At 61.2% G+C, this 25746-nt stretch carries 23 protein-coding genes; 17 read left to right on the forward strand and 6 right to left on the reverse strand.

What is annotated here, in order from left to right; all coding sequences use genetic code 11:
- Nucleotides 1-467 (forward strand): hypothetical protein (locus tag SB822_RS00005; RefSeq protein WP_410853552.1); only part of this gene is annotated, 467 nt, incomplete at its 5' end.
- Nucleotides 468-534: 67 nt separating this feature from the next.
- Here the strand turns inward: SB822_RS00005 and SB822_RS00010 are convergent.
- Nucleotides 535-1761, reverse strand: coding sequence for a tyrosine-type recombinase/integrase (locus tag SB822_RS00010; protein WP_410853553.1), 1227 nt, complete (start codon nucleotides 1759-1761; stop codon nucleotides 535-537).
- A 267-nt stretch (nucleotides 1762-2028) separates the two neighbouring features.
- Here SB822_RS00010 and SB822_RS00015 point away from each other — a divergent pair, with 267 nt between their 5' ends.
- From SB822_RS00015 to SB822_RS00045, 7 genes are all read left to right on the forward strand, one after another.
- Complete coding sequence (locus SB822_RS00015) at nucleotides 2029-2283, forward strand: helix-turn-helix transcriptional regulator (RefSeq protein WP_410854082.1); 255 nt, start codon at nucleotides 2029-2031, stop codon at nucleotides 2281-2283.
- A gap of 124 nt (nucleotides 2284-2407) precedes the next feature.
- Nucleotides 2408-3292, forward strand: coding sequence for a hypothetical protein (locus tag SB822_RS00020; RefSeq protein ID WP_410853554.1), 885 nt, complete (start codon nucleotides 2408-2410; stop codon nucleotides 3290-3292).
- Between the two features lie 318 nt (nucleotides 3293-3610).
- Nucleotides 3611-4021 (forward strand): hypothetical protein, encoded by a 411-nt coding sequence (locus SB822_RS00025; protein ID WP_410853555.1) that lies wholly within the window; start codon nucleotides 3611-3613, stop codon nucleotides 4019-4021.
- 53 nt (nucleotides 4022-4074) lie between these two features.
- A complete protein-coding gene (locus SB822_RS00030) occupies nucleotides 4075-5334 on the forward strand; it encodes an HNH endonuclease (protein ID WP_410853556.1) in 1260 nt (419 codons plus the stop codon).
- Nucleotides 5331-6065: a uracil-DNA glycosylase family protein gene (locus SB822_RS00035; RefSeq protein ID WP_410853557.1), complete on the forward strand. Its 735-nt coding sequence runs from the start codon at nucleotides 5331-5333 to the stop codon at nucleotides 6063-6065. Before SB822_RS00030 ends, SB822_RS00035 begins: the two co-directional genes overlap by 4 nt.
- 261 nt (nucleotides 6066-6326) lie before the next feature.
- Nucleotides 6327-8024 (forward strand): helix-turn-helix domain-containing protein, encoded by a 1698-nt coding sequence (locus SB822_RS00040; protein WP_410853558.1) that lies wholly within the window; start codon nucleotides 6327-6329, stop codon nucleotides 8022-8024.
- A 213-nt stretch (nucleotides 8025-8237) separates the two neighbouring features.
- Entirely contained in the window at nucleotides 8238-8438 is a 201-nt protein-coding gene (locus SB822_RS00045; RefSeq protein ID WP_410853559.1) for a ribbon-helix-helix protein, CopG family, read from the forward strand.
- 235 nt (nucleotides 8439-8673) lie between these two features.
- On the opposite strand, the gene SB822_RS00050 is transcribed toward SB822_RS00045, so the two are convergent.
- Nucleotides 8674-9360, reverse strand: a complete 687-nt coding sequence (locus tag SB822_RS00050; protein ID WP_410853560.1) for a hypothetical protein — start codon at nucleotides 9358-9360, stop codon at nucleotides 8674-8676.
- A gap of 564 nt (nucleotides 9361-9924) precedes the next feature.
- On the opposite strand from SB822_RS00050, the gene SB822_RS00055 reads away from it, so the two are divergent.
- The gene (locus SB822_RS00055) at nucleotides 9925-11145 is read left to right on the forward strand and encodes a hypothetical protein (RefSeq protein ID WP_410853561.1); all 1221 of its coding nucleotides are present in this window, start codon (nucleotides 9925-9927) and stop codon (nucleotides 11143-11145) included.
- A gap of 4 nt (nucleotides 11146-11149) precedes the next feature.
- Here the strand turns inward: SB822_RS00055 and SB822_RS00060 are convergent, their stop codons facing one another.
- The 3 genes from SB822_RS00060 to SB822_RS00070 all read right to left on the reverse strand — a co-directional run bounded on the left by SB822_RS00060 (nucleotide 11150) and on the right by SB822_RS00070 (nucleotide 14724).
- The gene (locus tag SB822_RS00060; protein WP_410853562.1) at nucleotides 11150-13369 is read right to left on the reverse strand and encodes a phage integrase family protein; all 2220 of its coding nucleotides are present in this window, start codon (nucleotides 13367-13369) and stop codon (nucleotides 11150-11152) included.
- Nucleotides 13370-13892: 523 nt separating this feature from the next.
- Complete coding sequence (locus SB822_RS00065; RefSeq protein ID WP_410853563.1) at nucleotides 13893-14081, reverse strand: hypothetical protein; 189 nt, start codon at nucleotides 14079-14081, stop codon at nucleotides 13893-13895.
- Between the two features lie 28 nt (nucleotides 14082-14109).
- Nucleotides 14110-14724, reverse strand: coding sequence for a hypothetical protein (locus tag SB822_RS00070; RefSeq protein ID WP_410853564.1), 615 nt, complete (start codon nucleotides 14722-14724; stop codon nucleotides 14110-14112).
- Between the two features lie 510 nt (nucleotides 14725-15234).
- On the opposite strand from SB822_RS00070, the gene imuA reads away from it, so the two are divergent.
- The 7 genes from imuA (at nucleotide 15235) to SB822_RS00105 (ending at nucleotide 23261) form a co-directional block, all read left to right on the forward strand.
- The gene (gene imuA, locus SB822_RS00075) at nucleotides 15235-15942 is read left to right on the forward strand and encodes a translesion DNA synthesis-associated protein ImuA (protein ID WP_410853565.1); all 708 of its coding nucleotides are present in this window, start codon (nucleotides 15235-15237) and stop codon (nucleotides 15940-15942) included.
- A complete protein-coding gene (locus tag SB822_RS00080; protein WP_410853566.1) occupies nucleotides 15872-17344 on the forward strand; it encodes a Y-family DNA polymerase in 1473 nt (490 codons plus the stop codon). The genes imuA and SB822_RS00080 overlap by 71 nt, the downstream gene beginning before the upstream one ends.
- A 3-nt stretch (nucleotides 17345-17347) precedes the next feature.
- Nucleotides 17348-20503 (forward strand): error-prone DNA polymerase, encoded by a 3156-nt coding sequence (locus SB822_RS00085; protein WP_410853567.1) that lies wholly within the window; start codon nucleotides 17348-17350, stop codon nucleotides 20501-20503.
- A 22-nt stretch (nucleotides 20504-20525) separates the two neighbouring features.
- Nucleotides 20526-20825, forward strand: a complete 300-nt coding sequence (locus SB822_RS00090; protein ID WP_410853568.1) for a DUF2471 family protein — start codon at nucleotides 20526-20528, stop codon at nucleotides 20823-20825.
- Nucleotides 20826-20871: 46 nt separating this feature from the next.
- Nucleotides 20872-21417, forward strand: a complete 546-nt coding sequence (locus SB822_RS00095; protein ID WP_410853569.1) for a hypothetical protein — start codon at nucleotides 20872-20874, stop codon at nucleotides 21415-21417.
- A gap of 554 nt (nucleotides 21418-21971) precedes the next feature.
- Nucleotides 21972-22415, forward strand: a complete 444-nt coding sequence (locus SB822_RS00100; protein WP_410853570.1) for an HU family DNA-binding protein — start codon at nucleotides 21972-21974, stop codon at nucleotides 22413-22415.
- Nucleotides 22416-22460: 45 nt separating this feature from the next.
- Entirely contained in the window at nucleotides 22461-23261 is an 801-nt protein-coding gene (locus SB822_RS00105; RefSeq protein WP_410853571.1) for an SOS response-associated peptidase family protein, read from the forward strand.
- A gap of 63 nt (nucleotides 23262-23324) precedes the next feature.
- On the opposite strand, the gene SB822_RS00110 is transcribed toward SB822_RS00105, so the two are convergent.
- The gene (locus SB822_RS00110) at nucleotides 23325-24080 is read right to left on the reverse strand and encodes a hypothetical protein (RefSeq protein ID WP_410853572.1); all 756 of its coding nucleotides are present in this window, start codon (nucleotides 24078-24080) and stop codon (nucleotides 23325-23327) included.
- A gap of 979 nt (nucleotides 24081-25059) precedes the next feature.
- On the opposite strand from SB822_RS00110, the gene SB822_RS00115 reads away from it, so the two are divergent.
- Nucleotides 25060-25746 carry an N-acetylmuramoyl-L-alanine amidase family protein gene (locus SB822_RS00115; RefSeq protein WP_410853573.1) on the forward strand — a complete coding sequence of 229 codons (687 nt, stop codon included), beginning with the start codon at nucleotides 25060-25062 and terminating at the stop codon, nucleotides 25744-25746.

Raw genomic sequence — 25746 nt, forward strand, 5'->3', positions numbered from 1 at the left:
CAGTTCATGGCGTCCACAAAACCTACCTGGGGGTCCAGTTCGTGAAAGGCCTTGACAACTTCCTGCTCATAGAAGGGTACCTGGAGAAGCTTCGAGGGTCTGAAGCGGGCGTGAACGACATCTGGATCGGGGATAACTTCCATATTGCGCCACAGGTCTATGTTCCTCCACGAGCGGCTGCGGCTTACCTCTGGACTCTGCTCGGGGAACATGGCTCATCTGATGCCCGCTTGCCACGTGCCGACGCGATTGACGCAAAACCTGACAGCCAAGGCCTGGTCGACTTGCATCTTCCAGTCATTGGAGTTTCAGAGAAGCCGGATCATTCTGTTGAGCGCTTGCTTGACCTTGAAACTGCGCGAGAGACGCTTGTATCTGCGGGTGTGGGCGCGAAGAGACTGTCGCTCTTGCCGTATCACCGACTATTCTCGTCTCGTTGGCCGTGGCCTTTCGGCGAGGATGTCTAAGCGAACTGGCGGGAGAGCTACGGGCGTCACGATAGGCCCGCGCGGCCACAAAGGAGCGCAGCGCGGATTATGTGCCCGTCTCGTCATCCTCTACGCCGCCCGATGACTTTGATTGGTCCCACGACATCCGGTGCCGCTTGACGGTCTCACTATGCCGCTCGTCATCGTCGGTATGGAGGTACAACGTCGTGGTGTTTAGCGAGGCGTGGCCCAGGTTGTCGCGCACGATTCGAATGTCCACACCACCATCGGCCATATGTGATCCGGCCGTATGCCGCAGCCAGTGAGCCGATGCCTGTTCCAGCTCTTCGGCACGATCTGTATATTCCGGGCCCTTAGCCGCTATCCACTTGCTTGCGCCCTCAAACACGCCCTTGATCGCGTCATGGACGGCGGAGCGGTGAAGGCAGCGCGTCGACCCCCTGAACGGGATCACGAGCGGCGTTTCTTCGGAGCGTGAGGGAAGGGCGCGAAGCCCGTTTGACGTCCGGTATTGCCGCAGTTCGACGATGAGCTCAGACGAGACCGGAACGATACGTTCTTTCTCGCCTTTGCCGACAATCTCAAGCCACCATCGATCCTGGCCGTCGGGGCCCTGGCGCCGGAAAAACTGCTTCATCTGGCCGCCCGCGACCTCCGAGATCCGCATGCCTTGGAGGTAAAAGAGGGTGGTCAGCCAGCGGCATCGCGCATAGTAGGCCTTCTGCGCATCGGTCTCCCGCGGAAGCTGCTCGACAAAACTCTTGACCTCATCCCACAGGGAACTCGACAGATAGCGGGTGATGCGTTTGGCGGAGCCTTTCTTGCGTTGCTTGAGCAGCGCCATCGGGTTGCCGCGAAGGTATCCGGCGTGAACCAGCCAGTTGAACATGCCGTTCAGAATGATTTTCGCCTGGCGCTGGCTGTCTGGCTGCAATGGCCCGTTGAAGGGTCGCCAGCGTTCGTCGTTGCGCGGGTACTTGCCACCATTCGAAGAGACCCATCGGCTAGCCGGTTGCGGGTCCTGGAGGAACGCCTGGAAACGGATAAGGTCTTCGTGGGTGAGCGACGACAAGGGTTTGCCCAGTTCAATGACGCTCCACAACAAGAGCCGCTCGGCTTCCTTACGGTAGTTGTCGAACGTCGTCCTGTTTGCATAGTTCGCGAGCCAGGCGCGTATCGCGTCCAGATCGTTGTCAGCAGCGACCTGGGCATGCTCACGCACACCGCGGTTGGTTCCGTGGCTGCCGTCGAGTTCCGACGGGACGATCAGCGATTCCACTGGCTGGATCGCGGCGACTGCGGCGTTTTGCATTGCAGGGACTCACTTGACGTGGCTATGCTGAAGTTAGCATGAGATTCGATGTGGCGGTGCGCAGGGGAATTGTTCGAGTCTCGAAAGGCAATTATGCGCAATTTTCCCCTAATATACAACACGACATTATAGTAATAATGTCGTGTAACTGATTCGCCCAGGCGCTCCCCTGTAGCACTGGCGCTACAACGTTTGCACGTTTCTGTGTGCGCGTCTATGCTGAATTCCGACACGCCTCGGGAGGCAATGATGCTGTCTTGTATCGAGATGGGACGTGAGCTCCGGCGGATCCGGCTCAGCGCAAGATTGAGCCAGGCCGCCTTGGCCCGCAAGGTCGGCGTCGCCCGCAGCACAGTCTCGAGAATGGAAACCGGCGCCCACTCTGATATGAGTGTTGACACGGTACTCAGGCTCGCAAGCGCTTGCGGCTTCACGATTACCTTCACGGCGGTCAGAGATGCGTCGTCCAGTCGTCAACGGGACAGCAGCGTCTGGCTTTACGCTACAAACCGGAAAGCTTAATTGAGTCGCCTCTGCGGAGCCAGCAATGCCTACATCTTCGGTTAACGTCCACGGCGCGTCGAGGTCGAGGTCTACGAGTGCTGCGGTAAAAAAGAAACTACTTGGAAGCGCATGGCACAACCACGTGCTCGGCGAGTTAATGACCAACTGTCAGGCCATTTTCGAAGAGAGTTTTGGGGCGGACCGGGCGCCCATCTATCAGCGAGAAGCCCGCAGGCAACTAGACCGGATCTTTCAGTCCATGCCCGATCGGTTCAAACGAGTTGGCGAAGCCTGTAGCGAAGAAGTTCGACTGCACAATGCCACGAAGGCGCCCCAATTGCAAAAGGCACTCAGAGAACTCGAAGAAAGACTCAACCGGGCTTCGCGACAGACGTATGAGTTGCCATCCATGCCGTTGACGCTGACAGACCAACAAGTCCTCGCTCCTATTCGCCGTACGATGGACGGGCGTGGACGAGTGCTTCCATCTCCTGTTACAAAGGACTATTTCGACTTTGCAGCCACCGTCAGACTGGCCGCGGGCGTCAAATATGAGAGTGACTTGCCCGGGGATTTCTTGGGCCGTCTTCATTTCGTCCCATTCCACTTGCAAGGCGCGGCGCGGATTGAACGACTTCTTAAAAATGTCAAGGCGCTATCGGGCACCCCACACCTCGAAGTCGATTACAGGGAGGCGCCCTTCTACTTTGTCCTGGTGCCACCGTCCTTTACGCTTGGCCAGACACTGATGCGACTCAACGAACTTAGCGAGGCGCAGGCCCAAGAGAGCGCGGATGTTCGCGAACGGTTTGCCGATGTCGGACTGGGCGGCCGGAATGCGGATGCTAACCGCTGGCGTATTGTCCTGGTGGCAGAAGACGAAAAGCAAAGGACGGCTGCCCGCGTGTCTGGCTTTTCGACGCTCGACGCATCGAAGTTTGCCCAAGGTTCGACGCCGCGGATCGATATGCCGAGGCCGATGGACGTTGACGCCAACACCAATGCAGCCGACACCGACGACTACTGATTGTGCCCGACTCCTGTCTCGAGCCGCGCGGACGAGCCCACACGTCCTGTTTAACACGCCGGCGCACTGGCGGTGGACACCTTACAGGGCCTCCTACAGACTAGCGAACGGGTACCCGTAAAAATCGGCGCCAATCCCGCGCCAGCCATGACGATAAGCCTTTAGAATTCGACCCGTCTTTTGCTGCAGAATTTAGCTTGCTCATACGAGGCGGAGAATGCGCTTGCGGTGCGCGTAGCCCGCCTCTTGGTCTGTTTTTGCTTTCTGCATGTTCCAATGCCCATTTCGAAACGTAGCGGCCGGCCCGGAAAGCGCCGCGTGAATCTGCCCAAACGCGCCCTTCTGCCGCTGCCGCGAGCTACGGTCGATCAGATATCGCTTGGAAACCATCTCGCGCTCGCGGCATGTTCGGGTAGTGGCGGGAGCGCGCATCTGTTCAACGAATTGGTACGAGCGCTATACCTGACGTTTTACATAGGGGAGATGGGATACGCTGCGGGGACCGTGGAACTTTATCGGGCCGCCGAAAGCGGACTCGAACATAGCATCACGCGTGGTAACGAAGATGGAACATGGGTGCTCGAAGCGTCAGCACGGCAGCTTTTGGAGGAAGTGCTCCGCATTCACGACAATCAACTCGGCTCAGCGCGCGCCGGTGATTTCATGATGGCTGAGCAGAAGCTCAGTCAGTTCATTCACAGCGACAGGAAGGCATCTCCGTTCGACTAGGACCTCTTTCCCTATGTCCAGCCTTATCCTGCCACTCATGAAACCTACCACGCATGAGCAAATACAGACCGCTCGGGGACTATCTCAAAGCCGTGACCGTCAACGAGATATCCCTGACCTTCGGTGAAATCGAAGGGCTGCTCGGCCAACTGTTACCGCCGTCGGCGAGGCGGCACGATGCATGGTGGGAAAACTCGGGCCCCGGTGACAAATCTCATGTACACGCCCGCGTCTGGATGGACGCAGGCTGGCGTAAATTCCGTGCCGATCGACAAGCCGGCGTAGTCGTGTTCCGCCGTGCCGGTACCGACCCTGACGCAGAGGCGCTCGACAGTCTTAAGCCGCGTCGCAAACAGGTGATCTACGACATTCTTCGCAACATCCCTATTTCGGTCGACGGCTGGCATTGGACGAAAGACGGCTATCCGGTCGAAGACTATCGTTCGAACCCACAGTTCTGCTACAACTGGTCGTTCGGCTCGATCCCAGAAGGCTACGCGCTGTGCCTTTGGCACAAATCGTTGGAGTCCTCAGGCGGTGTCGTTTTCGGCAACGAATCGGGCAGAGATACAGCCCTCGAACTGGAGCGGATAGCGAGATCGACGAGGGACGCATCAGCACGCTCGCGAGTGCTCGAGCAAGCCGCACGTGCTTGGGCGTTGGACGCGGCCATCCGCGAGTCTTATGAGCGGGGGCTTCCGATTCGCGCCATCATATGCGATGGGCACCGTCGTGATCGGGAGGAGTTTGCTCATACAGCGTCAGCGGTGAATCGCCGGTTCCTCGATTCGGAACTTTGGTACGCCCATAGCTATAGCAGCGATACGGGGGTGGGCAGGATCGTCAGGGGTTTGAAGCCAGACGCACCGGCGACCAGCTCCATCGAGGACGAGAATGACTCTGAAGCTGACGATGTTGTCCAGCATAGGGCGATCAAAACCCGACGCGGGCAGAAGGATTTTCGCGACCGTCTGCTAAGCGCCTACCGCCGTCGCTGCGCCGTGACGGGCAGCTTCACTGTCGAACTGCTTGAGGCGGCACATATCATTCCGCATGCATCGGTCACGGATTACAGCACCCGGAACGGCATCCTTTTAAGAGCAGATGTCCATACGCTGTTTGATCTCAAACTCCTCGCGATCGACGTCAACATGCGCATTCACATCTCGGCGACGCTACGGCATTCCGAGTACTGGGCGTATGACGGCCAACAACTCAAGACGATTCCCGAGCGATCCGACTGGCAGCCGTCCCGGACAGCGCTTGAAGCGCGGATTGCGGAGTTTCGTGACGCCGAGGCGAACAGACGATGAATCAATCTGGCGACGACTCGGCAAGCGCCCTCGCCTCGCGCTATTTGGACATCCTCTCGACGACAGATTTGGGTGAGATTTTTCGGGAGCCGCATCGTTACTCGGGGGTGTTCCTCGCGGGCTTGCCTCACGGGTTCGACGGGTCAAATCTGCGGATCCTCATTGTGGGCAAGGAACCGAAGGCGTGGCGCGATGGCACGTGCAGGTTCAGGGCTGGTGAGCAACCTTCATTGGTAGCAGTGCTCGAAGCGATGGAGTCCCAGCGGGCGTATCTGGCCAGGCGCGCTGGGTCGGTGAAGTTCATCCAGTTCGTCAAGCAGGTCGTTAAAGCAGCAAGCAGAACCCGCGTTCACGCCCGGGTCTCCGTTCACTGGGGTAACCTCTTTTGCGTCAGCCATGCGGCTGGAAGCCCAGTCAAATCGAGGGGGATCGAGTCCGTCGCAGCGTTATCTGCACGCCTGCTACGCGCACAGATCGCCGTAGTCGAGCCGGACATTATTTTCTTCACGACCGGGCACAGCTACGATGCGTTCCTGCATTCGGCTTTCCCTGACCGGTTTGCGAGCAACCCCATTCAGCCGAAATGTCTGTGGGAATTTAGAGTAGGACGCGCCCTCTGTTACCGCACCAGCCATCCGCGCTACGCCGCACATAATGGATGGCGGGAAGAGGCAATACGGTTGGCCTTCGCGAGCGAGGCGCTGGCCTGTGTGGGTCACCGGGTAGAATAAGCGACAGGTGGTCGGCATCCCCGTTCACCGGCGTGTTTCGAGGCGGCCAGTGGCCGCTTTTTTTCATCCCACTCTGCAGCGCCCTCACCTCCCGTACACATGGTGCACTCCGTCCTCGCGTGTGTTGCTCTCCGGACGAAAAAGAGTCCGTTTTGGCGTCAGTTCGCGGGATCGCTTGTTCGCTGGATATGAGACGCTTACGGTCACTTTTACGATTTCTTGAGGTGGCTTGCGACAGGACGGGCCTCCTCGTTTATTCACATGACGAACATCGTTGTAGCAGGCGCGGGAAAACACATCAGCCGTGAGATGGAAGCTGCTAACCGGGCGCGACGCCGCCGCGAGATGCTGGGCCTCTCTCGAAAATTCGTGGCGGAAAACAGCACCATCTCGATGTCTTCGCTCTCCCGCTGGGAAAAATCAGGCATACCGCTCCATCTCTCGCCGCACGAGGCTCTGAGTTGGGAACGCGTGCTGGGCGTCCCGGGAGGCTGGCTTTTCGGTAATAAAGCAGGCCGTGAAAGGGCGGCCATCAGAGGCTCCGGTGGAGAGCCTGATCTTCGGGCGGCCGGCGCTCGCGCGCGCGCCCGGCGCGAATCGCTCGGCCTCGCGCGCACAACAGTGGCGCTGGCGATCGTCGTCCGCGATTCAAGGCTGCGGCAGTGGGAGATAGATGGAGTGCCTCGCTCACTGAGCGCCCACACGATCGCCGCGTGGGAGGCAATGCTACAGGTTGAACCGGGCTGGATTTTGGGAAGGAACGGTGCTGCAGCCTTGGCACCGCGTCCGAGTGAAGGCGAATCGATAGTCCCGACAATCACGGCAGCTCAGGCGATCACCGAAGCCAGCAGCATATTCGCCTGCGGAAGACCGCAGACCGCTGAGCGAAACGCGGCACTATTTGCCAAGCGTTACGGGGTCAACGCGCCTCACGGAACGGGCTTGGCTGTCATCGGGGAAGAGTTTGGTCTCACCGAAAGCCGGGCGTGCCAGATTGTGGGGGTGATGCTGGCTATCGCGTCTGAATCGGGTCTTCCGGAAAGGCTTGTGCAGGTGTTCCAGACCATCGAGGCAACGGTGAAGCGGCATCTGCCCTGTGCGCCGGAACAACTCGAGAGAATTCTTCGCCCGATGCTTGGCGATTCGCTGTCAATCCCCGACGCGACCCGCTTCGCACGTGACGTACTCGGCAAACCGCTTCTTGCGCTTGAGGCGTACATCGAGGAAGTGGCGTCTCTTGAGTCAGGGGAAGACCAGACGGTTATTGCTCTGAAGGCCATGTCGCGAACCATGATTCGTGCTGTTGGAGCGGCTCACGTCGGCCTGCTGATGGGGCAAACTCTGCAGTTGGGTTGGGACGCTGAAGTGGTCAGATCGATTCGTGAGATCCTTCCGACGATCGAAGGCTTCGAATGGCTCGGCGAGCAGGATGGTGATAACCCCGAGTGGTTCTGGTTCGGCGAAGAGACCGATAACAACCCTGTGATTCTGGCCATCCGGCGGGTGTGCTCCGTGGCGGCCGCGCCGCTGACGGCCGATGCCTTAATGGGTGCGATCGACCGCGCAAGAGCCCTGCGCACGGGCAGAGACGAGCGCCGCTCGACGCCCTTCCCTATGCCGCCGTGGCATGTAACCACAGATATTTTCGCGCGCGCGAGTTTCTTCGCCGATAAGACCGGGCGATACCGGGCGAACACGCAACTCGATCCGTCCAGCGAACTCACCGGAATGGAATACGAGCTCTATCAGGAGTTTCTACGGCATCGCTTTGTGGCCGACAGGCAAACGCTGAGCAGGCGCCTTGTCGATACCGGCAAGATGGAAAGCGCTACGCTTTCGAACCTGCTGGCCCGCTCTCCGATCGTTGCGAGCCACGCGATCGGTATCTACGTATTGCGGGGTGCCAGGCTGGCGGCAGACGCTTTGACGCAAGGCCATAGCGGAGCGCAGGTCGACTGAGCGGGCGGAGCCGGCGCCGCGCGCTTTGCGAGCGAGTTCGCCCAGCTCACCATGGCCGCAGTCGATGCTGCAGGTGATGGATCTCATACACAAAGCATCTGCATATCCAAGGGTAGAACTCGTCCATATAATTCCTGCACGATCAAACATATGCGTGAAGGGACTGGAATGCGAAAGCCACGGGCGGTGCCGAAGGTGCGACTGAACCTTGACATGAGTACAGACGTAAGAGATCGGCTTGATGAGCTTCGCGATCGAGCAAACGCTGATAGCAGATCGGAGTTGCTACGGCGCGCGCTTGCCGTCTATGACATGCTGGTCACCAACGAGATCAACGGGGGCGTTGCGGTACTACGCGGTGCGGACGGAAATGAATCCCGGCTGGTCTTCGCAGAAGCGGTATGGGCCAAGTAGCACAAGACTGTTGCCGCAGGCGCTGCGGGGCCTGTGCGTTTGAAGGTCTGTGTCAGTCGAAGCCCTAGCTCGGAGAAGTGGCGATCGACGTGCTCGAGGTGTCGCAGCCGGTGCAGGCATATCAGCATCGCGTGTGTTGCTCTACAAAGCGGGTCGGGCGTTTTCGAGCGCCCTCCCGCCTTTTTGCCGTGTGTGCTCCGCAAAAGCCAGCACATCGGCGATCCGCAACCCAGTGCTACAGTTCGACGCCGCCCATGCCGGCGTGCGGTTTCCAGGCGAACGCCGTGGTGTTCTCGGCGAACTCCTTCACGAGCATGCTGCGACCGACCTTGTCGAAAGTAAGCATCGAGTTCGTGCCGATCTGCTCGCCCAGGTAGTCTGGCGTGCCGTCCTGCTTCGGGGCATAGAGATGCCCCATGTATTCGATTTGCCACTGGGCCTCACGCACGGACATGAGATCCTGGCAGTCGATGTCGTCCGGCTCGAAAATCGAGCAGCGCCGGGATACGCGCTCCTGCGCGGTAGCGACCTGGGGCACGTAATCGTTCACCAGGTGATGCGCCAGTTGTTCTTTGATCCAACCCCTGAGCAGCTCGGTTTCGCTGTCAAAGCACGCACCCGGCGCCATGCCGGTCAGGGCGTGCTTCAGGATCTGATATGCCGGCAGTACGCGCCTTTCCGGATCGCCGCCGATGGTGCGATTGACCCAATCGTATCCGGCCGGGCATTGCAGAACAACCAACACATCCTGACGTGCCAGATGATCCGAAATCTCTTCCAGGTCCGGCAGCATTTCATCGAGATGGTGGTAGCCGAAGAACAGCGTGAAGCCTTGCTTGATCTGGTTCAGCGAGAGATTCACGCCAAACTGGTTCAGCCGGCTTTTGGCATCAAATGCCGGTGCGGTGAAAATTTGAGACATGACGATTCCTTGGCCAAGAGTCGCGGGAATTCGGTGGACGGTTGTTCGTCCCGCTCTTGACGGAGTTTCGTCAGTTCAAAGGTAGGCTATGTCACCTGAAGACTCAGGTGATCCCGTTGTCGGCCGTCCACGTCCGGGGAGGGAAGTCCCTTGCTGCGAGATGAATATAGCGAAACCCGATGCTCTAGGTCAAGGACGGCACTCAGGTCGAGGTGGGCGCAACAGAATCGGCAACCGACCGCAACCGTGCGTTCGTACACCGCGGAACTGTTGATCCGTGGGACGCGGGTTGGGAAGCGTGGCAGCACCCAGCAGACATTGACGGAGACCGAAACAGAATTCGGCGCGCAACCAAGCGGCGAGGTGGCAGCGAGGCTCGCATTCCGGTTCAAATGCCGCTAATATCAAGGAGGCACCCCATGCCTGCTGTGCGCTGCGGCTCAATCCGCAATGGCGAAACTGGGGCGTAGTCCAACATTGTCCTTGCCGACCAACGACATTCGTCGACGTTCGGGAAACGCGCACATCCGAAGACTCGACGAGACTGTCCTGGAGGCATGCGACATGTTCATTATTCCCCAGCAGGTGCGGCGATTCGCCGGCAGACTCACAGAGTTCGCCGGGTCACTGAATATTTCGCTAACGAACGACCAGGCCCTGGATATCACCGGGCACCTCTGGTCCGACTCATTCGTCAGCGCGGTCGAGAAGCCGGACGCGGATGAATGGCATTGCGTTCTCTGGAATCGCGATGCGGCGGCGACTGGCGAACCGTACAATCTCGCCGCGACCGAGGCTGCAGCCCTGGCATCCGTGCAGGTACACGCCGACGCCGAATCCCATGAAATCGACAAGGTTGAACGTACCGAAGTGGGACTTACCGTCTGGACGGGAGATGAGGTCTACGCGCGGATAGAACCGGTTGATTTTGAGGATCCGGAGCCCGATACGAGACGAAGGATGGCGACACTCGTTACGTCGCTGAAAACCTGGGATCACCAAGGGCTTGAGCGTGCTCTCGCGACGCTGCCTTCGTGGCGGGTTGAAACATACAACGAATCGCCCGTGTGCGACGATGACGCGCCTATCACTTCCTTAAGGGGGCCTCGCCGTGGCGAGTGGCTTCCTCCCTTGTCGTACAACCAGTACGACCTGACCGCCGAAGAACGTCGAGCGGCCCTCGAACAGGTTCTCTTGCCGATGTGGGTCACGCCTAACTCGCTGGCAAAGCTGCTGCAACAGTTACTCGCGGGGCACGAGTCGGCGAGGGAGGCGCCCCCGCTTGCGGCCTGCCAGGACGGTCTTGCACGGGTCCTGGGCATCGCGTCATGGCAGACTCTCGTCTCGCGATTTCGCTCCCACATCACTCCCCAGGTGGCAATGCAATGCGTGATCGATGATACCGTTCCGCCGCTCCGGTTCTGGCGCGGACCCGTGGATATGCTGGCGAGCGTCTACGACGATGCGGTCCAGCGAAAACGGTCCGGGTTGTCACCATTGCATGTGCAGGGAGGACTTTGGCTCGATGAATACAGGATGGCCCTTATCTGCCGCTCAGTGTCCAGAAGCGAGTTGAAGCGCGAAGTCGCTACGGTCGCTGGCGTCCATCCCGATCAGTTCGATAACCCTGACGAGCGCAACATGGCGCGGAAGCGGTGGCTAACCGCCGAACTGGAGTGTCGCGTCAGGGCCGAGGAGTGGTCAGACTCGGGCGATAGCCTTGACATCCTTTGGCCTGCCGCCGATGCGATCAAAGCGGCGCAAAAGGAACTGGAAGGAGTCTAGGTTTTCACTCAAGGCCTTCTGAGAGAAAAGCATCCAGTTCCCGGTACTGCTGCGCAATCTCCGCCGTCGAGTAAAGCGACGTGGTAGCCATGTCAGCGTGTCCCAGCATATTTCTGGCGGTGGCGAGCGCCATCCCGCCGGCAACGCCGTGCGAGCCGAACGTGTGGCGCAGCCAGTGTGTCGAGGCTGCGGCGAAGGTCGCGCCTAGTTCGGGCGCTTCAAATGCCGCCGCGCTGGCCGCGTTCGCGAAGAAGCGCTTGATGGCTTCATACAGCTTGTCCGGGGTGATCGGCTTTTCCTTGACGGGAGGCGCGACGCTACCCTCGCCTTCACTGACACCAGCGTTGGCGAGCGCCTGCTCGGCGGCTTTGCGCCTCGCCTTGTCGCGATTGTCTTCGAGCGCTGGGATGAGTGGCGTGTCTGGCGGGCAGCGCGCCGGATCACGGCTCAGGCCACGCTGCTCTAGATAGTCACCGAGCAGTTTGAGCAGGCCGGGCGAGAGCGGGATCTGCCGCATCACATCGCCCTTGCCGAGCACATTGAGTACGGTAATCGTGCCCAGTTCAGCGCCGGCGAATCTGTGGGCAACGTCGCCAGTGCGGGCGCCGGCCAGTTCCGCGCGCCTTAGACCGGTCCCGTAGGCGAAGCGCACAATGAAGCGCATGCGATGAGTGGCCGGTTTGTCGTCTGGCAGCTTGCGCAGATACCGCTGAACGAAGCGCCACTCATCCTGACTCAGGCTACGCTCGATCTGCATCCGGTGAGTGCGCGTCTGCCGCGCGGCGGACCCATTTGCGCCCTCAATATCGAGCGTGGCGATCCGCACCTCAGCGAGGGGGTTGAAGTCCAGGTAACGCGCATTGGTGAGGGACGAAAACAGGCTCTTTAGGGACGTCATGGCCGATTCGCGACTGCTGTAGCCGAGTGGCCCACGGAATGGCCGCCAACGCGGATCGTCGCGCTTGAATGGCCGCTCCATCACCCATGTGTGGGCCGGATGCGGGTTGTTCAGGAACACATTCAGGTATTCGTGGCAGTCGAGGATGCTCAGGCTGGAGAGCGGCTTGTTCTTTTCCAGGTTCGCCCAGAGCAGCAGCCGTTCCGCCTCGTTCCGGTACTTCTCCGCCGTGGTCGGCTTCTGCGCGTACTTCCGAAGCCAGAAATAGATCGCTTCCCGGTCGGTGAACGCGCCCGTCTTGTTCCGTGAGGCTTGTGCGCGGTTCTCGCCGAGCGAGCCGTCGTGTTCAGGCGCGGGCACGTACAGTTCAAGCGGCCCCATCGCCGTCGACGGCTCGCGGGTCAAGCCCGGGACGACGACGGGATACGCGGACGGCCGTTCGAGTGCAGCCGGGGCGATCGCCATGCCAAGCGCCGCTTCGCTCGCATGCAGGAACGCGACGATGCGCGCGGCGCCCTGCTCACCCAGCTTCGGCACGCTCCGATACCAGCGATATCCGATGGCGTTGATCACGTCGACCAGCTGCCCCAGGGTGTGGAGTCTCGCGTCCGCGAGCCGCAACGCGACCGACGTGTCGAACCAGCCCGTCACGTGATGGTCCGGTCTCGGATCCTCGACGAGCAGGCGCTCGAGCTCGTAAAGCGCTGCCATCTGGCGCCTGCGCAACCGCTCATTGCGCGCCTGCCTGCGTGCGGTGGCCGCATCCTCGCCCGACTGCCCGTCTTCCGGGTACTCACGCGCGAACAGGGCGAGCAGATCGCGCTCGGTATAGAAGCCGTCGGGGTCATGCGCCTCCGCGAATTCCTCAAGCGTGGGGCGCCGCGGCACGTTCTCACCAGCACCGGCTGCAGGTGACGTGGAGCGGATAAGCGACGGCCGGATCTTGAGCAGGCGCGCAGCGCCGAAGTCAAGCCGCTTGCGCGCAGCCGCCACCAGTTCTGCAGTCAGCCACCGCACTGTCTTCTGGGCGCGCCGCGCGTCGCGCCCGATTTCCAGATAGCGCTCGGCCTGTTCACTCAGGTCGAGCCCTTCGAGGTAGGCGCGAAAAAACGCGATGTGGTGCAGACCGATTCGGCGCCGCGCGGGCTCCTTCGCGGGCGCAGCAGCACCTTCCCGTCCCGGGGCACCGGCCCGGACTTCGCCGACGGCGTCGCGCGACGTCTCCCGGAAGTCGACGTCCTCAACGTCGTGCGCCCGTAGACGCAGCCCGGCGAGCGCCTCCGCGTCCGCGGTGGCGGCACGGCGATCATCCAGCAGTTTCGTCATCGCGTTCTTCCTGTTCTTCCGATGGCGCGCCGACGGTAGCCAGCGCTGCTTTTTTCTGGCGCTGTGCCGCGCCGCTTTCTATAGTGAGGCTGGAGTCGCCCCTGTCCAAGGGCGCATCCCTGGCTCCCCGACCCCTGCACACATGCCCGTTACAGAAACCGTAACGGACGTTACGGGCGTTTCGCTCGCCCATGTCGAGGCACCCAGCACGGTGTGTGCGACCTGACCGACAGGGCATTTTTGACCGCCGATTCCTCAGACCACCCGTTGATGAGATTTCGAGGTTCTTCCTGCCAGCCCTTGCCCCACGCGCATCCTAGCAGATTCGATTTAAAAAGGGGGTCCTTGTCGCTAAAACGTGAAGCGCTGGATACGTCCGGGTATCCAGCCCTTCAAAACGCGCTTCAGTTTTATATAAGTGTTTATATACCGCGTTTTCGAGGTTTCGCAGGCGAAAAAAAACCCCGCACATGGCGGGGTCCGTTTGCTGAGGGCTTTCACCCTCTTCTCATGCAGTTTCGTGTCACCGGGCGCTCGCACGCCGGCGTAGCGGTCCGGCCAGCACAGTGACGTCCGCGGGGAACGGCACCGAACGGGCGCGGGTCGCCTCCGCCCGTGTCAGGATGGCGAACCGGTGAAGCCGCGCGCGCAGCTGCTCGGACGTTTCCGCCGGCGGGAGCGCGTGACGCACCTTTTTCAGCTTTGCTTTCATGCGCAATCTCCTTGATTTATAACGAATATCATGCCTGCTCATCTCCGTCAAGCCCGGCCGCGCGCAGCAAGTCGCGCGGCACGTCCTGCTCGAGGCGGACGACCCGCTTCTTCCGGCTCTGTTCCCGCCTGAACCCGTAGTCCTTGTAATAGTCGATCAGCGCCGGGTTCGGCTGGTTGATTGCATACACCGAGCACCGCGCAGCAGCCGCAAAGAGTTGCAGGTAACGACTCGCGACACCGACAAACGCCGCGTGGCGGTTCTGCGCGGGATCACGCTCCAGGAAATAGATTGAGGCGACGACGCGGCTGTCGCTGATTCGGCCGAGCACCAGTCCCCACAACTGGATACCGTCCTGGTCATGCGCGTAGAACGCAGCGTCCACGCGACGCGGCCGGCGGCGGAAGCGGCGCACTTCGTGCGGCCAGCTCCAGCCCGGGACGTGTTCCGACCTTGCGTCATCGTACTGCCAGCGCTGCGCGTGAGCGGCCGCCTCGTCGGAGATTTCACGGATGCTGATGGGAAAGCCGTTTTCAGCAGTCAGGATCTCTTCGGCGGTGTACGCGACGTCGCGGCGAAGCTGGGCGAAGCGGACCCGTGCATCCTCCCGGATGCTTTGGGGGATTGTGTTTTCTTTAATCATTCATCGTCTCTCCTTTTGCCGCATGGGCGGCCTACATAAAAAGGAGGCGCAGCAACGCTTTCGCAAACAGTGGTTGCGGAAGCGGGCTGGGATAGACGGGAACCGGTTCAGGTGATTGCCGTTCGAACGGCTGCCCCGATCATACAGGATGAATGTCTGGGGGCATCGCTCGGACTTGTTCGATCAGCTGGCTTGCGCACGCCGATTTGTTCGCGCTGAGTGGCGACGGCTGAACGGGTGCCAGACAGTCGGGTGGCCGCCCGGCTCAGCGCCACGCCCGGATCATCATCCCCGCAAACATCTCCACACTGCGTCCGGACGGCGATAGCCTTGTGCGGCCAGACAGATTGACCACGTTCAGATTGACTCGCCGTGGTCCGTGAAGCCGCCCAGCCGCGCTGGCGGGAGCCGCACGCGTGCCACGCGGGCCATTCGGAATTCAACAATGTTAAGTGTGGCCTTATCAGGCTATACTGTTCATCCATACAGTATTTTCCATGGGGGAGAGCCATGAGCGCCGTCATGCTGCCCGAAGCGATTCATCCCGATTTGTGGAAGGGCAATCAGCTTGCCCGTGCGGCGTCGCGGGTCGTCCCTTGCGGCGACGACGGTCTCGCTGCCGAGCTACCGGGCGGCGGGTGGCCGCGCGGCGCGCTGACTGATCTGCTGGTCCAGCAGACGGGCTGCGGGGAACTGCGTCTGCTGCGACCTGCTTTCGAGCGTCTGGGACCCAAACCGGTCGTGTTCCTGCAGCCGCCGCATAACGTCCAGCCGACCGCGTTGGCGTGGTGGGGCCTCGATCCGTCGAATCTGCTGACTGTGAAAGCACCGAAGACGGCCGACGCGCTGTGGGCTGCCGAGCAGATTCTGCGTGCGGGCACCTGTGGCGCGCTCGTATTTTGGCAGCAGCACGTGCGGCCCGAGGCGGTGCGGCGACTGCATCTGGCCGCGCAAACGTCCGAGTCGCTCTTTTTCATGGTGCGGCCGCTCGCAACCACACGTGACGCATCGTCCGCGCCTTTGCGGCTTGCGATTTGCGCGGCAAAAGGCGGCGTCGATGTCCAGTTTCTGAAGCGCCGCGGCCCCGCCCGCGATGAACCGCTGTTCGTCGCCCTGACGCCCTCTCCAATCCTGAACGTAAAACGCAATGCAACTGTGGATAGGCGTCCATCTCCCGTTGTTGTGCCTCGAAGTGTTCCGGCCGAAGTGGTCGCATGAACCCGATGACGGCGCAGGCCTTGCCGTGCTCGAAAAGGAGCGCGTCATTGCCGCCGACTCGTGCGCGCGAGCAGCCGGAGTCTGCATCGGCATGCGGCGCAGCGGCGTCCTGACGCTCGCGCCGGCCACTGTCATGTCGGAGCGCGACAGCGCGGCGGAGGTCAATGCGGTGCGCGAGATCGCCACAGGACTGCTGAACCTCTCGCCACAGGTCGTGATCGCCGAGGAAAGCACAGTGCTCGTCGACGTGTCAGCAAGTCTGCGGCTCTTTGGCGGCATCCGGTCGATGCGTCGCATGGCGCGCCGGGTCGCCGACGCAATGGGTGTAACGGCCACGATCAGCGTCGCGCCAACGGGACAGGCGGCATGGCTACTGGCGCGGTACCGCGGTGGTGTTGCGCTGTCGCACGCGTCGCTGTCCCGCGCCCTCGCCGGACTGCCAGTGAGCCTGCCCACACCCGCTCGCCGTCACATCGACTGGTTGACGGGCATCGGCTGCGAGACAGTCGGACAACTAATGCGCCTACCCCGTGCGGGACTGAAAAAACGATGCGGCACGGCATTGCTCGATGTGCTCGACCGCGCCAACGGAGTAGCACCCGAAGTGTACGAATGGTATGAAACGCCGCCGACCTTTCAGGCGCGCGTCGAGCTGCCCGATCGCATTGAGCACGCCGAAGCCTGTCTCTTTGCGGCCCGCCGGCTCGTCGTCCAGCTAACGGGCTGGCTGTCGCAGAAGCAGCTTGCCGTCACGCGCATTGCGCTACTGCTCGAACATGAGCGCGGCCGCGATGCGATCGTCCCGACAACGATCGAGGTGGCGCTCGCCGAGCCGACGTGGCGCGAGGACCACCTGATGCGACTGCTCAAAGAGCGTCTGGGCCGCGTCGAACTGGCGGCGGCCGTCATTGCGTTGCAGCTCGTTGTGCAGGAAGTGAAGGAAGCCGAACCAGCCTCGGACTCGCTGTTTCCCGAGCCGGGCGGCACGGCGGCGGATCACGCGCGCCTGCTGGAACTGCTGGTCGCGCGCCTGGGCGCAGAAAACGTGCTGAAGCCCGCGCCCGTCGCCGACCACCGCCCGGAAGTCGCCGCGCGCTGGGTGCCCGTCACGGACAAGGCAAAGTACGTCGCGCCGGCGACTGACACGCCCCGCCCCGCCTGGCTGCTGGAGTCGCCCATCAAGCTGCTGATGCGCGGCGAGCGACCGTTTTACGGCTCCCCATTGCGCACGGTGTCATCCGGCGAGCGCGTCGAAGCGGGGTGGTTCCAGGGGGAGCCCGTGACGCGTGACTACTTCGTTGCCGAGGCCGACGACCACATCTGCTACTGGATCTACCGCGAGCGCATCGGCGCCGTCGACGAGGACGAGCCGCGCTGGTTCCTGCATGGTCTGTTCGGATAAGTCATGCTGCCCGCTTCGTTCGGCCTGCCCGGCTATGCCGAGTTGCAGTGCGCATCCAACTTCACATTCCTGCAGGGTGCTTCGCACGCCGAGGAACTGGCGACGCGCGCGGCGCAGCTTGGGTACGAGGCCATTGCGATCACCGACGAGTGCTCGCTTGCGGGCATCGTCCGCGCGCACGTCGCCGCGAAGGAAGCGGGCATCAAACTGCTGGTTGGTGCGCATTTTCGCGTTACGAATGCCGACGGCTCGCCTGCCCTCGCCTTCACGGCGATCGCCCAGACTCGCGACGGCTACGGCAACCTGTCCGAACTCATCACGCTTGCGCGCACGCGCACGGCCAAGGGCACCTATGTCCTGTATCCCCACGACCTCGACCATCCCGATCCGCCCTATACGCATCTGCGGGCGCTGCCCGACTGCCTGATTATCCTGACGCCCGAATTTCCCGCGAAGGATGCACGGCTGGACGCACAGGCGAAATGGGCGGCGCAAACGTTCGGCGTAGACCGCTGCTGGATGGGGCTGACCCTACACGCCCGCGCACTTGATGATCTGCATCGCAATACCGTCTGCGACGTCGCCGAACGACATGAACTGAACGTGGCGGCCACCGGCCAGGTTTTGATGCACGTGCGCTCGCGCAAGCCGTTGCAGGACACGCTAACCGCGATCCGCCTGAACCGGCCCGTGACCGAATGCGGATTCGAACTGACACCGAACGCGGAACAACATCTGCGCTCGCGGTTGCGGCTGGCCAATGTCTATCCGGCGGACGCGCTCGCGCAGACCCTCAACATTGCGTCGCGCTGCACGTTCAAACTCGACGAACTCCGATACGAATATCCCGACGAACTTGTGCCACCCGGCACGACGCCGACCGCGTATCTGCGCAGTGAAACCTATCTGGGCGCACAACGGCGGTACCCGCGCGGCATCCCACACAACGTGCAGACGCAGATCGAACACGAGCTTTCGCTGATCGCGGAGCTGAAGTTCGAGCCGTACTTCCTGACCGTGTACGACATTGTCCGTTTCGCACGCAACGAAGGCATCCTGTGTCAGGGACGCGGCTCGGCCGCAAACTCTGCGATCTGCTACTGCCTCGGCATCACAGAGGTGGACCCTGCGCGCGGCAATCTCTTGTTTGAACGGTTTATCTCTAAGGAGCGCGCCTTGGCGGGCGACTATCCGGATGTCGACACCGATTTCGAGCACCAGCGACGCGAGGAGGTCATTCAGTACATCTACAGGAAGTACGGCCGGACGCGCGCGGCGCTGGCGGCTGCCGTGACGACCTATCGCCCACGATCGGCGATTCGCGATTCAGGGAAGGCGCTTGGCATCGATCCAGTGATTGTTGATCGCGTTGCGAAGGAACATCACTGGTTCGATTCGAGTGCTGATCTTATGCGCCGCTTCGTTGATAGCGGGCTGGACCCCGAGACGCCAATAATCCAGCAGTGGGCAACGCTCGCTGCGACGCTGCTCGGCTTTCCCCGTCACCTGTCCCAGCACGTGGGAGGTTTCGTGATCGCTCGCGGCAAGCTCTCACGGCTAGTGCCCGTCGAAAACGCTTCGATGCAGGATCGCACCGTGATCCAGTGGGACAAGGACGATCTGGAAGCGCTGGGCCTTCTCAAAGTTGACGTGCTCGCGCTCGGCATGCTGTCGGCGATCCGCCGCACGCTTGACCTGGTTTCGCAGCAGCGTGGCGAGCCCTTCGAGATGCAGGACATTCCTGCCGAAGACGAGGCGACCTACGACATGATCTGCGCAGCCGATACCGTTGGAGTGTTCCAGATCGAGTCACGCGCGCAGATGAGCATGCTGCCGCGCATGAGGCCACGCGAGTTCTATGACCTGGTTATTGAAGTTGCTATCGTCCGGCCTGGACCGATACAAGGGGGAGCCGTTCATCCTTATCTTCGCCGTCGACAGGGACTGGATCCCGTCAGCTATCCAAGTCCAGAAGTTGAAAAAGCGCTCAAGCGCACGCTCGGCGTGCCTATCTTTCAGGAGCAGGTGATGCAGGTTGCGATGCTCGCAGCGGGGTTTAGCGGCGGTGAAGCGGACCAGTTGCGCCGCGCGATGGCTGCGTGGAAGCGCAAGGGCGGCCTGCAGCACTATCACGACCGCATCGTTGAAGGGATGCTCCAACGGGGCTACGACCGGGAGTTTGCCGAATCGATCTTCGCGCAGATCCAGGGCTTCGGCGAATACGGCTTTCCCGAAAGCCACGCGGCGAGTTTCGCACTGCTGGTCTACGCAAGCTGCTGGCTCAAGCGTCATGAGCCGGCGGCTTTCCTGTGCGCAATGCTCAACAGCCAGCCAATGGGCTTCTACTCACCATCGCAACTGGTTCAGGATGCGAAGCGTCACGGCGTCGACGTGCTGCCCGTCGACGTGACTGTCAGTGACTGGGATTCAACGATGGAAGGCGACGGGACTTTGGCGCCTGTGCGTCTGGGCATGTCCATGATCCGCGGCATGCGTGAGGAAACCGCTCGGCGCATCGAAGCGGCGCGTGCGGTGATGCCATTCCGCGACATAGCGGATCTCGCGAACCGCGCACAACTGGATCGCCATGACCTGCAGATACTTGCGGCTGCGAACGCCATGAAGCCACTCGCGGGCGACCGGCGGCAGGCGCTATGGGAAGCCGTCGCAGCCGTTCCAGACAAGGATCTGTTGCGCGCAACGTCGCGCGGTGAGGAAGCGCCGGCGCTGACGGCACCAACGGAAGGTCAGGACCTCATCGCCGACTACCGTTCGATCGGCCTGACGCTCGGCCGCCATCCTCTCGCCCTGTTGCGCGAGAAGCTGCTATCGATGCGCCTGATGCCCGCAGAAGCGCTCTCACGCTATCGCGACGGTCAGCTCGCACGGGCCTGCGGCATCGTCACCGTACGACAGCGGCCCGGCACCGCAAACGGCGTGATGTTCATGACGCTCGAGGACGAGACAGGGTCTGTCAATGTGATCGTCTGGCAGTCGGTGCTCGAACGGCAGCGGCGCGAAGCGCTCGGCTCGTCACTGCTTGCGGTCTACGGCGTATGGCAGCGTCAGGGCGATGTGAGGCATCTCGTTGCACAACGGCTCGTCGACGTATCGCATCTGCTCGGCGAACTGCCGACGGCGAGCCGGAATTTTCATTGAACCCGTGGTTGAGGGAAGATAAATGACAAACGACGACGTGCTGTTTGATGCGCGGGCTGCCGTCGAGGCGGTGCTACGGGATGTAGTTGCGCGGCATCGGTCGAAAGATGTGCTCACGTGGAAGCTGATTCACCAGATTGAGGAGGAGGTGTTGTCCGCGGTCTGCGCGGAGGGACGGTTCAGCAACCACCTGCTGCAGCTGATCTGCGCGCCAGCCGCCCTGTCCTACCCCAACGACGACCGGCCCGTTTCATTCGAGGGCCATGACTTCGTGCCGATCGTCTTCTCGGCGATCGACGGCGCATGGCGGCTGGCACGTTAGTGGAACGCCGAATGCTGCCTGAGGTTGGACAAGATGGAGGCACCCCATGTGTTACAAAGACCCAGAGAAAGGCATTGCGCTGCTGCTCGAGGTAATCGGTGATCTGAAAAGCACGCACGGCCACACGGCGCTGGAGGATTTCGACCACTTCTGCAGCTACTCGGGCTTGTCCGAGGCTGAAGTGGGCCAACTTCCATTCCTCTGGACAAAGTACGGATATCTGTCGGCATGGAAACCTGCCGACGAGCCGGGACAAAATAGCGCGGTAGCAGTAACAGGCGTGTCCCATCGACCGGAAGATGACGAGATCGCAGTCTCGGCGTTCAAACTGCAAGTCGGCATGCTGCTGCGTGATCTGCCACCGGGAACAGTCGCAGAACTCGACGACCTATGTATCGCGTGGTGGAACGGCCACGATCTCGTCTTCGCTCACCTTTGCGACGACGACCCGGGTCGGATTGAAGAGGAATTCGACCTGGACGATTGCGAATGGCACGAGCGGCGTGAGACTTTCGAAGCATGGTTAAAGGAACCCAGGTACGGCTCGCGCGCGGAGGTTCGCGACTGGGTTTTGCGACAGCGACGGCAGTGAGCGTTCGACGTCCAGCTGCTCACACCCGCTGGGAAAAGCGCCTCAATTCTACGGTTGGATCATAGCGGGTCGACGCTGGAACTCAAGTACGGTACCGATCAAACCAGATCAGTCTCGACGCAACTCGATCGGCCAGTACTGGATCTGGGGCGGCCGCCCCACCGAAACGAGGTAGCCGTAGCGGCTCTGGTGCGCATGCCGTAGCGGCACTGACGATCTCGATAGAGATTTGCAGATCAGCCAGCGAGCATCTGGAACATATGACGGTTTCTCTGCATTTGTCTCTAGGCGCACATGGGGAATTTGAATTCCTGGCAATCCCAGGCATCCCGAAAACTCTCACCTTTCACTGTCCCTGAGGTTGTTCAAGCGGTCACGTAATGTCCTTCGCACGGGTTATTTGTCGCGAAAAGTGTCGCGAACAAAACATTTGAGTGCCTGTTTTAAGGCTTTTTCTTGACACCAAGCATACGGGACATCATAGAATGCCACTGCTTGCTACATGAACTGCGGGCGAGCACCTCCTAATCTGAAAGTGAGTCACCAAGACCATCATGGCAAAGACTGCAACGAAGACCGCAACGAAGGCCGCGCCGAAGGCTACCAAGACGGCAGCTAAGCCTGCTACCAAGGGTGCAGCGACCAAGGCTGCGAACGGCACGGCGAAGAAGGTTGTCGCCGGCGCCCCCGTGAAGGAAACGTTCACGAAGGCCGCCCTCGCCAATCACGTTGCGCAGGCAGCTAACGTTGAACCGAAGGCAGCAAAGGCAGTGCTTGCCGCACTCGAAGACACCATCCTTGGCTCGGTCCACAAGAAGGGGGCCGGCGAGTTCACTCTGTCGGGTCTGTTGAAGATCACGGTTCAGCAAGTGCCGGCAAAGAAGAAGCGTTTTGGCAAGGACCCCTTCACGGGCGAAGAGCGTTGGTTCGATGCGAAGCCTGCGACGGTGCGCATCAAGGCACGCGCGCTGAAGAAGCTCAAGGACGCGGCGGCGTGATCGCTGTGCAGTGACAGCCTCAGGAAGTTGCCAGCGCGGGCGCCCATGTGGCGCCCGTTTTACTTGAGCGGGATGATCGTGGGCGGAGCCCTGCTTATTGCCCGGCCGCCGCAGACATGTGAACCGAGCGTCACTGCTGGCGGCGCGCGGCGTATGATCGGCGGGTTAATGTCGACGATGTCAGCCATGTGCACAAATTATCGAGCAACTCGAAGCGACCTGGAGCAATTGTCACGGCAGTCTGGACTGGACTTTGACCAGGGACTGGGTGACTGGAAGCCGGATATCTGGCCTGACTATGACGCGCCCGCCCTGCTCGCCACGGATGCCGGGACAGAAAGCGTCATGGGGCGGTACGGCTTCTGGCCGAAGTCCCTGCAGCCCGAGCGCCGCAACGCAGCAGGCAAGAAAATGCAGCCGTACAGCACCTATAACAGCAGGTCAGAAGAGGTAGGGTCCAAGCGGCTCTATGCTGCCGCCTGGCGCGCTGGTCAGCGCTGCCTGATCCCTGCCGCTTACGTTGTGGAGCCTTGCTGGGAGACAGGCAAAAATGTGTGGCACAAGTGCGGCCTCATCGACGGTGAGCCGTTCGCCGTAGCCGGTCTCTGGAAGCGCTACGAAACTAAAGACGGCCCGATAACAGGCGTCACGATGCTGACTGTCAATGCCGAGGGACACGCCGTTATGGGGCGTATGCATCGTCCCGCAGATGAAAAGCGCAGCGTCGTACTTCTGCGGCCGGCCGACTTTGACGAGTGGCTGCATTCGACGAATGCCGAAGCGGCGAGATCCATGCTCCAGCTCCTACCCGCTGAGGAGATGCGGGCCGATCCGATTCTGGGTTGATCGGGGAAGTGGGCAAAAAAAGCCCGGCTGCCCTTGAGGGGCGGCCGGGCGACGATCTCCGGTTTATTGGCCAGCCGATATCCAGCGGTTACCGTCAGCTGTTGGAATGGCGGCCGATTCGAGCGCTACATCAATCGCTTTAAATGACGCCACGCGGGCCTCGCGGAATGTCGCGATTGAGCATGCACACTGGACCCGCCACTCTTCGACAGAAAAATACCAGTCACCGATTTCGAATGGGCCTGTTGCCTCCGGGTCGCCTTCGGGCCGCTCCATCGGGTCATCTGAGCGCCAGATGCTAACAGTTAGCTCTCGATATTCGAACTGCTTTCTCTCGCCATAAGCCGGATCCCCGTACGTGAGCCTGCGGGCTCGGACTTCGTTAGTCGCCTGCTCGAAGCGTGGATCCTCGAAAGGGAGTGAGACCCACTGCAACGTACCGCAACGATCGCGCTCGGCAACGTCAACGAGCCACGAGCTGTGGGAATACGGCGACTTGAAGACACCAAGTTGCCCTTCACGTGCAGGCTTGCCCGGATGGTTCGTTCCGCCGCCCGCCAGGCGCGTCCCGTAGGGAATCTCGAGGGGAAGCCGGGCAGACAGATTCGCCACTGGCGAACCCTCATCGTACGTCTCGTCGATGACCCGCCCGTTTTCGTCGAATATGCACGTGGCGTCACGACGCGACTCCAGCAGATCTTTTTCGGCGCGACGCGCTTCTTCGAGGTCGTGCGTCTGAAGATCGACCGGCCCATCGCCATTGCGGACGAAGTATGTCTTGGGTTGCGCGGGTTTTTGGTTGGTCTGTTGCTGATTCATCGATTCTCTCCTGTCGGTGCCTAAGAAAGGCGTTAAAAACCGGAGAGTGGACCACCTCGGGCGAACCCTCTGTGAGGATTTGCCGGAAGACGCCCGATGCGAGATTCGGGATTCGAGAAGCGCTCGAGGGCGCTGGCTGGGTGCTTGCCGATCGAACGGCGCGAGCGTCATTCTATCGCCCGCGAGCCGCGAAAGGCAATCCGGTCCGGCGGAGTCGAGCGCGATACGACCGCAATCAGAGATCACCCGGCGCGCCGTCGATCGCACCCTATTTTTTGTCCGAGCGAGATTTAACATTCTGCAACGTTGCAGAACGGCCGACGCGACTCAATGAGGTTTTTCGGCGCCGAAAATGTCCTCACACACCGACGCTCTCAGATCCGAAGATGCATCACCGTCGCCCGTTTCCACCGCACGTTTTATTTCCGACAGGCTGGTGGCGGGCGATGTGTGCCTTTTCAGTCTCCACGAGCGAGTCTCGAGTCGCGTCGGGGCGGGCAGCCGCAAACTCGACCCGCTGTCTCGGCAGCTCGAGCTTCCCTTCCCGTTCGTGCTGTTGCTGACGCTGACGCAGGTCGATCGTCTGACCGGCGTACTCGCATTTCCCGGTTGCAGCGTCCACGTGGCGGTAAATGCCGGGCCGGGAAGGTATGGCACAGTCAGCGCCGCGGACGGAATGCGAATGGATCATTCGGCCCGGGGGAATGGCGGATCTTTCCACTGCGGGTTTTTCGACGGGCAGAACGAGCGTGGACTTTTTCACGGGCGACTCCAGTTTGGTATGGACTGCTTATGGAAAGGTTTTGCTAGTTACAGCATGCGGTTTGAGGCGCTTGAAGTCTGTGCTATTCCTCACACGACCTGCTTCTGGCCGCTTACTCCCGGCTGCTCGGTAGGGTGAAACCGTGCTGCTCAGGGTTTGCTCCGCTACACTGCTGACCGACAATTGAACTCCGCTTTGGATCGGTCAATCGAGGACATGAAGAAAATCGCTGGTATTGTTTCGCTCGCCGTGACGCTGTTCGCGCTGTTCACCCTTCCCGCCCACGCCGCGTGGGTGATCGTCGACGCAGGGCATACGCCGGGGCGGCCCGGCGCGACAGCTGCGAACGGACGGGTCGAGCACGAATACAACCTCGATCTCAGCGCGGTCGTGGCGCGCGATCTTGAGGCCCGAGGGGATACCGTCACTCGCACGGGTGCGGGCCGCCAGGAAATCGGGCTGGCTGACCGACCGAATGCGGCGCCGGACGCGAACCTGTTCGTTTCCATTCATCACGATTCGCTACAGCAGGCATGGATCGACACTGGCCACGCGCGCGACTATCGGGGATTTGCAGTGTTCGTGTCGGCAAAGAATCCGTTTTATGAGCAAAGCCTTGCCTGCGCCAGGCAGATCGCGGCGCGCCTCGTCGCCGCCGGCGAAACGCCATCCCTTTATCATGCGACGCCAATCCAAGGTGAGAACCGCCCGTTGATCGACCGCGGCTTGGGAATTCACCGGTTCGACGATCTGGTGGTGCTGAGAACAGCGCCAATGCCGGCAGTCCTGGTCGAAGCAGGCGTGATCGTGAATCCGGACGAGGCAGTCCGATTGCAGGATGGGCGCGTCGTTGGTGGTCTCGGGAAGGCGATCTCGGACGGCATCCTCGAGTGTGGCCGCTAA

It is taken from the genome of Paraburkholderia sp. SIMBA_054 (genome assembly GCF_046534875.1).
GTDB classification, from domain to species: domain Bacteria; phylum Pseudomonadota; class Gammaproteobacteria; order Burkholderiales; family Burkholderiaceae; genus Paraburkholderia; species Paraburkholderia hospita.